At 60.0% G+C, this 12,030-nt stretch carries 8 protein-coding genes, 1 tRNA gene and 1 pseudogene; 9 read left to right on the top strand and 1 reads right to left on the bottom strand.

Translation table 11 applies throughout. The features are described from left to right. Positions 1-161 precede the first annotated feature (161 nt). From fdnG to JZX87_RS16615, 9 genes and pseudogenes are all read left to right on the top strand, one after another. Complete coding sequence (fdnG, locus tag JZX87_RS16575) at positions 162-3,257, top strand: formate dehydrogenase-N subunit alpha (RefSeq protein ID WP_206826826.1); 3,096 nt, start codon at positions 162-164, stop codon at positions 3,255-3,257. After that, positions 3,257-4,237 (top strand): formate dehydrogenase subunit beta, encoded by a 981-nt coding sequence (fdxH, locus tag JZX87_RS16580; RefSeq protein WP_502711318.1) that lies wholly within the window; start codon positions 3,257-3,259, stop codon positions 4,235-4,237. Before fdnG ends, fdxH begins: the two co-directional genes overlap by 1 nt. Then, positions 4,237-4,953 carry a formate dehydrogenase subunit gamma gene (locus tag JZX87_RS16585; protein WP_206826827.1) on the top strand — a complete coding sequence of 239 codons (717 nt, stop codon included), beginning with the start codon at positions 4,237-4,239 and terminating at the stop codon, positions 4,951-4,953. Before fdxH ends, JZX87_RS16585 begins: the two co-directional genes overlap by 1 nt. A gap of 131 nt (positions 4,954-5,084) precedes the next feature. Next, on the top strand, positions 5,085-6,008 hold the full coding sequence (fdhE, locus tag JZX87_RS16590) for a formate dehydrogenase accessory protein FdhE (RefSeq protein ID WP_206826828.1): 924 nt from the start codon (positions 5,085-5,087) through the stop codon (positions 6,006-6,008). A gap of 4 nt (positions 6,009-6,012) precedes the next feature. Further along, complete coding sequence (selA, locus tag JZX87_RS16595; protein ID WP_206826829.1) at positions 6,013-7,413, top strand: L-seryl-tRNA(Sec) selenium transferase; 1,401 nt, start codon at positions 6,013-6,015, stop codon at positions 7,411-7,413. Further along, positions 7,400-8,221: a tetratricopeptide repeat protein gene (locus tag JZX87_RS16600; protein ID WP_206826830.1), complete on the top strand. Its 822-nt coding sequence runs from the start codon at positions 7,400-7,402 to the stop codon at positions 8,219-8,221. Before selA ends, JZX87_RS16600 begins: the two co-directional genes overlap by 14 nt. Continuing rightward, positions 8,218-10,131 (top strand): annotated as a pseudogene (selB, locus tag JZX87_RS16605) (selenocysteine-specific translation elongation factor); the annotation flags it as partial. The gene JZX87_RS16600 and the pseudogene selB, both read left to right, overlap by 4 nt. A gap of 27 nt (positions 10,132-10,158) precedes the next feature. Beyond that, positions 10,159-10,254, top strand: a tRNA-Sec gene (locus JZX87_RS16610). Between the two features lie 13 nt (positions 10,255-10,267). Then, entirely contained in the window at positions 10,268-10,651 is a 384-nt protein-coding gene (locus tag JZX87_RS16615) for a hypothetical protein (RefSeq protein WP_206826831.1), read from the top strand. A 68-nt stretch (positions 10,652-10,719) separates the two neighbouring features. Here JZX87_RS16615 and JZX87_RS16620 read toward each other — a convergent pair whose 3' ends face one another. After that, positions 10,720-11,787 (bottom strand): transglutaminase-like domain-containing protein, encoded by a 1,068-nt coding sequence (locus tag JZX87_RS16620; RefSeq protein WP_148145060.1) that lies wholly within the window; start codon positions 11,785-11,787, stop codon positions 10,720-10,722. Positions 11,788-12,030: the final 243 nt, after the last annotated feature.

Raw genomic sequence — 12,030 nt, forward strand, 5'->3', positions numbered from 1 at the left:
TTCGTTTTTTTATCGAGTTAAGGCGAAAAGGAGGGCGCTGGAACGTTGTTTGTCGAAATCCGTCACAATGTCGGCACTCAGGTCGCCGTTAACTTGACATGAGGTGGCTCCGGCATAATGTCGCACCTGGTTCGTTCTATTAGAATGGAGAAAAGTTCACAATGAATATGGACCTCTCGAGGCGCAGCTTTTTGAAGCTCACCGGGGCAGGGGTTGCGGCGACTTCCATGGGCGCGTTGGGTTTTAGCGAAGCTGAATCTGCTGAAATCGCTCATGTGCGGCCATTCAAGCTGGCCACAACCACGGAAACCCGCCAGACCTGTCCTTACTGTTCCGTCGCTTGCGGCATCATCATCTATTCCAAGGGTGATGTGCGCAAGGGTGACAATGCGGAAGTTATGCACATCGAAGGCGATGTCGACCACCCCACCAATCGCGGGACGCTCTGTCCCAAGGGGGCGGCGCTAAAGGACTTTGTAAAGTCCCCGACTCGCCTCCTCTACCCGATGCATCGCAAGCCCGGTTCGGACAAATTCGAACGCATGTCCTGGGACGAAGCTCTCGACCGCATCGCGCGGCTGATGAAGGACGACCGCGACGCCAACTTTCTCGCCAAGAACGAGAAGGGACTGGATGTCAATCGCTGGACGACGACGGGTATGCTCGCAGCGTCGGCCACCTCCAACGAAACGGCTTGGACAACTTTCAAGTTCGCCAAGTCCATAGGTATAGTCGGTTTCGATAATCAGGCACGCGTCTGACACGGCCCCACGGTGTCCAGTTTGGGCCCAACTTTTGGCCGTGGTTCAATGACGAATGCTTGGACCGACATCAAGAATACCGACCTCGTCGTCGTCATGGGCGGCAACGCGGCGGAAGCGCATCCCTGTGGATTTAAATGGGTGACGGAAGCAAAGGCCCATCGCGGCGCCAAGCTGATCGTCGTTGACCCGCGCTATACCCGTACGGCCTCCGTATCGGATTATTATGCGCCGATCCGCCAGGGTTCCGACATCGCCTTCCTCAATGGTGTGATGAAATATTGCATCGATAACGGCAAGGTGCAGTGGGAATACATGAAGGCGTTCACCAACGCCTCGTTCATCGTGAAAGACGGTTTCGGCTACAAGGATGGCCTGTTTACCGGCTATGACGAAGAAAAGCGCGACTACGACAAATCCACCTGGGATTATGTCATGGGCGATGACGGCTTTGCCGTGACCGACCCGACGCTTGAGCATCCCCGTTGCGTCTGGAACCTCTTGAAGGAGCATCTCGCCCCTTACACGCCGGAACTGGTCGAACAGGTCTGCGGCACGCCGAAGGAGAAATTCCTGAAGGTTGCCGAGATGATCTCGGAATGCTCTAAACCGACCAAGACAATGACGTCGATGTATGCGCTAGGCTGGACCCAGCATTCCAAGGGTTCGCAGAACATCCGCGCCATGGCGATGCTGCAGCTGATCCTTGGCAATATCGGTGTACGCGGTGGCGGCATGAACGCGCTTCGTGGCCACTCGAATATCCAGGGTCTGACGGACCTCGGCCTGATGTCCCATCTCCTCACCGGTTATCTGACGATGCCGACTGAGAAGGACACCGACTTCGAGACCTACATGTCGACGCGCCAGTTCAAGCCGCTTCGTCCGGGGCAGACCAGCTACTGGCAGAACTACAAGAAGTTCATGGTCTCGTTCCAGAAGGCCATGTGGGGCGACGCTGCGACGGCCGAAAATGGCTGGGCGTTCAACTACATACCGAAACTCGACGTTCCGGCATACGATGTCCTTCGCATGTTCGAACTGATGAACAGCGGCAAGGTCAACGGCTATATCTGCCAGGGTTTCAACCCGATCCTCGCCTTCCCCAACCGGGCCAAGATCACGTCTTCTCTGTCGAAGCTGAAGTTCATGGTCACCATGGACCCGCTGGAAACCGAGACCTCACGGTTCTGGGAAAACCACGGCGACTTCAACGACGTGGACACCGCATCCATCAACACCGAAGTGTTCCAGCTGCCTTCGACCTGCTTTGCCGAGGAAGACGGATCGCTCACCAATTCGGGCCGCTGGCTGCAGTGGCACTGGCAGGCAAGCTCGCCTCCGGGCGAAGCCAAGCACGACAGCTGGATCATAGCCCAGATCTTCCTGCGCATGCGGGAACTGTATCGCAAGGAAGGCGGTGCTTTCCCCGATCCGATCCTCAACCTGTCTTGGGCTTACGAAGACGAGAACGAACCGACGGCGGAAGAGCTGGCGAAGGAGATCAACGGCCGCGCGCTGAGCGATCTCATGGACCCGACCGATCCGAGCAAGGTTCTGGTTGCTGCCGGCAAGCAGGTGGTCAACTTCTCGCAGCTTCGCGACGACGGCTCGACCATGGCTGGCTGCTGGATCTATTCCGGCTGCTGGAACGAGCAGGGCAATAATATGGGTCGTCGTGACAACCACGATCCGGACGATACCGGCGCCTATCTGGGCTGGACTTTCGCCTGGCCGCTGAACCGCCGCACGCTCTACAACCGTGCATCCGCGGATATTAACGGCAAGCCTTGGGATCCGACCCGCAAGCTGCTCGAATGGGATGGTTCCAAGTGGACGGGTTATGACGTTCCCGACATTTCGCCGACGGCGAAACCGCAGGATGTCGGCCCGTTCATAATGAACCAGGAAGGTGTTTCGCGTCTGTTCGCTCGCGGCATGATGCGTGACGGTCCGTTCCCGGCACACATGGAGCCGTTCGAAAGCCCGGTCGAAAACGTCTTCAATCGCAAGATGCGCGGCAACCCGGTTGCCCGCGTGTTCAAGTCGGACGCCGAACAGCTCGGTACGTCGGCGGAGTTCCCCTATGCGGCGACCTCCTACCGTCTGACCGAGCATTTCCACTACTGGACGAAGCACAACCGGGTGAACTCGGCGCTTCAGCCGGAATTCTTCGTGGAAATCTCGGAAGAGCTGGCTGCGGAAAAGAAAATCGAGCATGGCGGCTGGGTCCGGGTATGGTCCAAACGTGGCTCGATCAAGGCCAAGGCCGTGGTGACGAAGCGCATCCGGCCGCTCATCTGCGACGGAAAGCCGGTGCATATCGTCGGTATTCCGCTGCACTGGGGCTTTACCGGTTCGGCGAAGAAGGGTTTCGGCCCGAATTCGCTCGCGGCCTTTGTCGGTGACGCCAATATCGAAACTCCGGAATCGAAGGCGTTCCTCGTCAATATCGAACCTTCGACCGCACCCAAGGACAAGGAGGCAAGCGTCTGATGGCCAATACCATGGACAGCCCGCGCACCGCCGTCAGCAATCCGCCGGTGCAGCCGATGGAAACCAACCTGACGCAGCGTGACCTCATCCGTCGCTCTGCCACATCCGAGCTGCCGCAACCTGAGCGGCAGCTCACTCCCGTCGCAAAGCTCATCGACGTTTCAAAATGCATCGGCTGCAAGGCCTGCCAATCGGCCTGCGTTGAGTGGAACGACACCAATCCGGCTATCGGCGAAAACGTCGGGGTCTATACGAACCCGCACGATCTTTCCGCCGACATGTTCACGCTCATGCGGTTTACCGAATGGGTGAACCCGGAGACCGACAATCTGGAATGGCTGATTCGCAAGGACGGCTGCATGCATTGTGCCGATCCGGGCTGTCTGAAGGCCTGCCCGTCGCCGGGCGCGATCGTGCAGTATTCGAACGGCATCGTCGACTTCGTGCATGAGAATTGCATCGGCTGCGGTTATTGCGTGAAGGGCTGTCCCTTCAACATTCCCCGCATCTCGAAGACGGATCACAGGGCTTACAAATGCACGCTCTGTTCCGACCGCGTTGCCGTGGGCCAAGGCCCGGCCTGCGCCAAGGCCTGTCCCACACAGGCGATCGTCTTCGGCACCAAGGAAGACATGAAGGAACATGCGGAAGGCCGCATCGCAGATCTGAAGTCGCGCGGTTATGCCAACGCCGGTCTATACGACCCACCGGGCGTCGGCGGCACGCACGTCATGTATGTGCTGCACCATAACGACAAGCCGCATATCTATGCGGACCTGCCGGACAACCCTGCCATTTCCGCCGTCGTGCAGACGTGGAAGGGTGCGACCAAATATGCCGGTCTCGCAGTGATGGGGCTTGCTGCGGCAGGCACGATCCTGCACGGCCTGTTCGCCAAGGCCAACCGCGTGTCGAAACACGAGGAACAGGAAGCGCAGGAAGCCGTTGATCACGCCGACAAGCGTGAGGAGGACGCCTGATGAGCAGTCTAGCGGATAACACCTCTGCCAACGTCGCAGCTGCCAAGGCGGGTGCCGAAGACACGATCCGACGTGGCCCGCCGGTCGAAGTCGTTCGCTACGGCATCGGCAAACGCATCAATCACTGGGTCACTGCGATCAGCCTGATCCTGCTGCTGTTGTCCGGCCTTGCCATGTTCCACCCGTCGCTGTTTTTCCTGACCGACCTCTTCGGCGGGGGGCAGATGACGCGCTGGATCCACCCGTGGATCGGCATCGTGCTTTTCATCTCCTTCTTCATCCTGTTCGCGCAGTTGTGGAAGCTGAACCTGCCCAACCGGGATGACGTGAAATGGGCCTCGCAGATCGGTGACGTGATCGGCGGACATGAGGAGCGATTGCCGGAACTCGGCAAATACAATGCCGGCCAGAAGTTCATTTTCTGGGGCATGGCGGCGCTCATTATCGTGCTGATTGCCACCGGCATCATGGCCTGGGAACAGTATTTTGGTTTGCTGACCAGCATACCGACCCAGCGTGTGGCACTTCTGGTCCACTCACTTGCCGCCGTTGCCATTATCCTGGTCTTCATCCTGCATGTCTATGCGGCGATCTGGACACGCGGCACGATCAGCGCCATGACGCGCGGAACCGTGACCGGCGGCTGGGCCTGGCGCCACCATCGCAAGTGGTTCAAGGACATGGCTGGACGCGGCAGGATCGATCCGGCAGAATAACAAGGAAGGGCGTTGCGCGCCCATGCGTGCGACGCCCCTTAGGTTTCAACGACGCATCTGTTCTTCGAGGCTGTCTGCCTTCGAAACAATGCGCGACAGGAAGCTGTGGCCGGTCGGCCCCGCGAGGTAGAATGTCCGTATCATCCCTACAGCCCGATCCATCTATGATCGGGGGCATTTCCAAGGCGCCTTTTGCCCTGATGCCGCACCCGGCCCGCTTGTTCAAGGAACGGGCTACACGCTTCGAGGTGTTGGCCGAAACCAGCAATCTCGCTCCTTATCTCAAATTTCTTGCCGGTATCGCGCGCATTCAGGCCGATCTCGTTTCCGAGCTGGCGCCTTTAGAGCCGATCGAAACCGGGCAAGCTGCGCGTGCTCGCGAAGGTGCCATGCCGCCGATCGATCGTTCAGCGATGATCCTGTCGGACGATTATCGCAAGACCGTGAGGCTTTTCCTCGATCGTGCGCAGGCTCTGGAAATGCCGGCAGCTGCGGCGGAAGCGCTGAAAGCGGTTCGTTCCGCCGATGACGATACGCTTGCCTGGATGGCAGAGAACGCGATCACTGACAGCCTGCCGGTGGAAAGCCTTGCGCATCACCTCTATGTCGCCGCCGCGACGCAGGTTCATGCGGCACGCCTTGCCGCCACGCTTGATGGCAAGGCGCTGGTACCGGTATCCGTCGGTGTCTGCCCATCCTGTGGCGGCAAACCGGCCGGATCCATGGTGATCGGCGTGCAGGGGGCGGAAGGAGCGCGTTACGCCTGCTGCTCCTGCTGCGCGACGATGTGGAACGAAGTTCGGGTGAAATGCCTCGCCTGCGGCTCGACCAAGGGTGTTGGCTATCGCGCGGTTGAAATCGATGGTGGCGAGGACTCCGTGATCAAGGCCGAAACCTGCGATAGCTGTAACAGCTGGAGCAAGATCCTCTATCAGAACAAGAACCCGACGCTGGAAGTGATTGCCGACGATGTTTCAAGCCTCGGCCTCGACATTTTGATGAAGGAAACCGATTATCGCCGTGCGGGCTTCAATCCCTTCCTGATCGGATACTGAGCCGATGCCGGGATTAGCCGATCTTCGCCATCTGCCATCCGTCGACCGGATGATGAACCTGCCTTCAATTGCGCCTCTGATCGAGCGCCATGGCCGCGGCGTGGTGACCGACGAGTTGAGGGGCGTGCTTGTCGATATCCGGGAAGCGGTGAAGGCCGGCGCCGAGGTTCCCGATGAGGCGGGTGTGCTCGCCTCGCTCATCAGCCGCCTCGGTTATCTGGAAAAGTCCAATTTGCGGCCTCTCTTCAATCTCACAGGCACGGTGCTTCATACCAATCTCGGTCGCGCGCTGCTTGCAGAAGAAGCAATCGCCGCGGCAGTCGACGCGATGCGGGATGCGGCAGCGCTCGAATTCGATCTCGATACCGGCAGGCGCGGTGAACGAGACGGCCATTTGCGCGAGCTTCTTTGCGAACTGACCGGAGCCGAGGACGCGACGATCGTCAACAACAATGCGGCGGCCGTGCTGATTTCGCTCAATGCGATCGGTGCCGGGCGTCAGGCGATCGTTTCACGCGGTGAGCTGATCGAGATCGGCGGCGCATTCCGAATGCCCGACATCATGGAGCGCGCTGGCGTTGAGCTAGTAGAAGTCGGCACGACCAACCGCACGCATCCGCGCGACTATATCAAGGCGGTCGGGCCTGAGACTGCGCTGATCCTCAAGGTTCACACTTCCAACTACCGGATCGAAGGGTTTACGGCGGAGGTCGAGGGTGCCGAGCTTGCGAGGATCGCCAGGGATCTGGGGGTTGCGCTGCTGAACGATCTCGGATCCGGCACGCTGGTCGATCTTTCTCGCTACGGGCTCGCCAAGGAGCCAACCGTGCGCGAGGCTATAGTGGAAGGCGCCGATCTCGTGACGTTTTCCGGCGACAAGCTGCTTGGCGGGCCGCAGGCGGGCTTCATCGTCGGCCGCAAGCACCTGATCGCCGAAATCAACCGCAACCCGCTGAAGCGGGCACTGCGGGTCGACAAGATCCGCATCGCAGCGCTTGCCGCAACGCTGAAACTCTATCGTGATCCGGACCGACTGGGCGAACGCCTGCCGACGCTGCGCATGCTGTCACGCAAGCAGCCGGAAATCCGGGCGCAAGCGGAGCGTCTGTTGCCACAAGTCACATCGCTGCTGCAGCGACAAGGTTACGGTGTCGAGATCTGTCCGTGCTCGAGCCAGATCGGCTCCGGGGCGCTGCCGGTCGATACTGTCCCGAGTGCCGGGTTGCGGATCACTGCCGCATCAGGCAGTGCGCTGGAAGCACTGGCATCACTGTTCCGCTCGTTGCCGCGGCCGATCCTTGGACGGTTGCAGGATGGCGCCATGGTGCTGGATCTGCGTTGCCTTACCGATGAAAATTCCTTCATCGCGAGCCTTTCCGAGGGGACCGGTCATGCGCTGGCTTGACCGGCTGCGCGGCAAGGCGGCGGAAACTGCGGCTGATACGGTTTCTGTCGAGATGGAGAGTGCTCTGGCTGCGGCCAATGCCGGCGATTACGAAACGGCGTTGGCGCTTTGGGAGCCGCTCGCTCGTGCGGGCAATGCCCGTGCCCAGAACAATATCGGGGCCTGTTTTGCCGAAGGTCTCGGTGTGACATCCGACCGGCCGCTGGCGCTGAAATGGCTGACATTGTCAGCTGAAGCCGGCGATCCTGTTGGCCAGCGTAACTGCGCGGCCTTTTACATGCAGGGTTCCGACGCAATCGGGTCTGATGCGGATCCGGCAAGGGCAGCAAAGCTTTATCGCCTTGCCGCGGAACAGGGAGATGCCCCGGCTCAGGATATGCTGAGCTGGCTTCTGCTCGAAGGCGAGATCATCCCGTCCGATCCTGCAGAGGCAAAGTCATGGGCCGAACAGGCAGCCGAAGCCGGCATCGCGGCCTCTATGACCCGCCTCGGCATGCTCTACCACAATGCGCTCGGTGTCGACCGTGATCCGGCACAGGCCGTCTACTGGTGGCGCAAGGGAGCCGCGGGTGATGATGCGGATGCGCAGGCCATGCTGGGAGCTGCCTACCATATGGGTGCAGGAATGCCGGCCGACCGCGTTGATGCACTCGCATGGCTGCTTCGTGCCCTGAATGGCGGCAGCGCTCTTGCCCAGCCGTTTCTGAACGCGGCTCGCGAAAACCTCACGTTGGCCGAGACGACGGAAGCTGAACGCCGCGCGAAACTGCCGCTCTCGGAGATTATCGCCGCGCGAGGCAAGTCATGATCATCGGAACCGCAGGCCATATCGATCACGGCAAAACGGCGCTTGTTAAGGCGCTGACCGGTACCGACGCCGACCGGCTGAAGGAAGAAAAGGCGCGCGGCATCACCATTGATCTTGGTTTTGCCTATGCCAAGTTTTCAGGCGATGCCGTCACCGGTTTTATCGACGTGCCCGGCCATGAGCGTTTCATCCACACCATGCTGGCGGGTGCAGGTGGAATTGACTACGCGCTGTTGGTGGTGGCGGCCGATGACGGGATCATGCCGCAGACCCGAGAACATCTCGCCATTCTGGACCTGCTCGGTATCGACCGTGGTATCGTTGCGCTGACCAAGGCTGATCTGGCGGATGAAGAGCGGACCGCCACGGTTTCCAATGAGATCCAGGCCCTGCTTGCCCCCACGCGCCTGAGCGGTATCGATATCCTGCCGGTCTCTGCGCTGACGGGCCAAGGTATCGAGAAGCTTAAGTCGATCCTTGCCGAGGCCGAGCGGGCAACTGTCGAGACTGCGATTGACGGCCGCTTCCGTCTTGCCATCGATCGTTCTTTCACGCTTTCGGGTGCCGGCACCGTCGTCACTGGCACGGTTCTTTCCGGTTCGGTTGCGATCGGCGATGCGGTTACCGTCTCGCCTTCGGGCCTGTCGGCCCGTATCCGCTCCATCCACGCGCAAAACCAGAAGGTCGAGCGCGGGTTTGCCGGACAACGCTGCGCGCTCAATCTCGCCGGTGAGGCGATCGCCAAGGATGCAATCCATCGCGGCGACATGGTGGTCGACCCTCTCCTGCACGCTCCGACTGACCGGATCGATGCCGAGCTCTCGGTGCTGGCGAACGAGCCCAAGGCGATCGGCCAGTGGTTTTCTGCGCGTTTTCATCATGAAAGCGTCGAGACCGGAGTGCGCATAGTGCCGCTCGAAGGGCCGGTGGCGCCGGGCACGACCGCTCGCGTGCAGCTTGTGCTCGATCGTGCGATTGCAGCAGCGGTTGGAGATCGTTTCATCCTGCGCGATGTTTCGGCTCAACGCACCATAGGTGGTGGATCTCTCATCGACCTGAGGCCGCCCGCCAGAAAACGGCGCACGCCTGAGCGGCTAGAACAGTTGGCGGCCGCGAGCAGGCCCACTGCAGCCGAACAGCTTGCCGCATTGCTGGATACCGCGCCCTACCTGGTCGATCTCGACGCATTTGCCCGCGACCGTGCGATGGCACCACCGCAATTGACGACCGTGACGGACGCAGCCGGTATCGTGTTGGTCGAAGCTGGAGGTGTCGGTTACGCCATGTCGGCCGCCCATCGCGGGGCCTTTTCCACGCAACTGATCGAACTGTTGACGACCTTCCACTCGGAAAACCCAGAGTTGCAGGGCCAAGGCCGCGAGCGGCTGCGCATGGCTATGACGCCGCGCCTTCCAGCACCTGCTTTTCTCGCCGTCATGCGTGCCGAAGCCGCGATCGGCAATATCGTGCTTGAGGGCGCGTTTCTACGCTTGCCCACCCATGTGGCGCAGTTGGGGGAGGAGGAAGAAGCACTCTATTCCGAAATTCTGCCGTATCTGACCGGTGAAAACCGTTTCCGCCCGCCGCGCGTGCGCGATCTTGTCGAACTGATCGGCGTCGAAGAGCGCGAGATACGGCGTGTGCTGAAACTTTGTGCCCGGCTCGGTCGTGTCGACCAGATCCGCCACGACCACTTCTTCACCCGCGAAACCACGGCGGAGATGGTGCGGATCGTGCGCGAGCTGGCGGCCGTGGCGGAACATGGGGAATTCGTTGCCAGATCCTTCCGGGACCGGGTCAACAACGGTAGAAAGGTCGCGATCGAAATCCTCGAGTTTTTCGATCGCCATGGTGTAACCTTGCGGCGCGGTGATCTTCGCCGTATCAACCCGCATCGGCTCGACCTGTTCGGCCTGTCCGGTCCTGATGCCGAAAATGGAAGAGAATCGTCCCCGGTGGGACGTCCGGACTTCAAATCCGGGTGGGGCAGCGACGCTGTCTTGGGTGGGTTCGACTCCCATTCTCTTCCGCCATCAGGAGAAAGTCATGAGTAGTCCTCCCGCCGATAGCGATTTCGACGACTGGGTGATCGACACCTATGCCGAGACCGGCTCTTTCACCATGCTCTTCATTCTGGTCTCGATCAGGGAAACCAAGGTGGAACTGCTGCGCTCCGCATATCTGCATGTGGTGGGCGACGAGTTGCGCTGGCCCGACATGACGAACCTTTTTAGGGGCGCTGGTGTCAACTGGTCCGGCGCCGTGTTCTACCGTGCCGGTCGTGAGGGGCTTGTAGAAGATCCGGAGGCCAAGGCGCGTCTGGCTTCACTGGGGCGTAAGCTGGAAGAGGACCGGTCGTTGATCCGCGATGGCGAGTTTTTCAATGAAGATGGGCTTCGGCTAATGATCGAGGAAATCAAACCGCACTGATCGCAGCACACCCCTCCCATAAAAAACCACCCGCAAAGGCGGCTTTTTATGGGATCAAACGACCAGTATCAGCCCGTGATTTCCTTGGAGGAAATCGAATAGGCGAATGTCTTCGGGCTCAGGCAATCCACTTCGCCGCGCGACGTGAAGGCTGCGGGATACATGAAGAAATTCTGGCGGATTTCGTTGCCAGGCAGGGTGATGTCACGGGCTGTGTTGTAACCAATCCAGTTCATTTCCCAGTTGCCGAAAGCCTTCTGGCGGAAAGCCTGGACGGCATCGTTGTCGAGTGGCAATTTCTCCTCCAGCACAACCTTGCGGACGTCTGCCGGGTCGACCGGAACCCAGCCCTGGCCTTCAAGATAGACTTCGGCGCGACAGTGCTGTGCACCGGTAATGTCGCCGGCGCGGCCGAGTGCCTTGAATTGTTCCGATGTCGCCACGCGAACACCAAAGACGTCACGGGCAGGAAGGCCAGCGGCACGGGCAAGCGCCGTGTACAGGCTGTTGATGTCGGCGCACTTACCGCCGAAATAACCGCTTTCCAGCATGTCCTTCACATTACCGACGCCGCAGCCGGCGACATTGGCGTCGCGGAAGGTGTTCTCGACAACCCAGTCATATATTGCGCGGGCCTTGTCCTCGTCTTTCTCACGGGCGCCGATGATCTTCATCGCCGTATCCTTGACGATGCCGTCGATCGGCGCGCTCGGCGTGGCGACGAGAGCGGCATCAAGTTCGGCCTGTGATACCGCAACGCCGTCGGCGATGCGATTGCGTGTCTGGACCATCTGGGTGAATTCGATGCTTCGTTTTCCGTCAGCCTGCCACTCGACAGAAAGAATATCAGCGCCTGATATGGCATCCTTCTTGATTGCGATCTGCTTCGAATCGGACGTCCAGTGCGGCGCAGATGCCTTCTGGTATTCGCCAGCCGACTGGGCAACAGGCAGCCACAGCTTTGCCGGGCCTGTCGTGTCCGTGAGGTCTACCTTGGTCGTTACCTCGAATGTGCGCCATGCGGCGATATCAGCCGCTTTGTCGGCAGCGAAAACCGGGTTTGCGCCGCGGGAAACGAAAGCGGCGGCAAGAGAGGCTGTTGCGGCCTGGCTGAGAAAACGGCGACGGTTCAACATACTGGGTCCAACTCCTGTCGACTGCGCATCACGCTGACCCATAACGGTTTCAGTACGTACAATGCGCGGCTCAAATTGCGATATAATGTCGCTTGGACTTACGCCTTTGCAGCAGTCGGGATCGTGTCCCAGGGAGTGGTGTAGCTTAGACGGCCACGGCTCATCCCAGAGGGCCGGATGAGTGTCAGCTTGCTGCTGGCAGGCTGATGAGTGGATCATCGCTCATCGTAGCGATTGTCTCAA

Source organism: Agrobacterium sp. Ap1, assembly GCF_017313375.1.
Lineage (GTDB): Bacteria > Pseudomonadota > Alphaproteobacteria > Rhizobiales > Rhizobiaceae > Neorhizobium > Neorhizobium cellulosilyticum.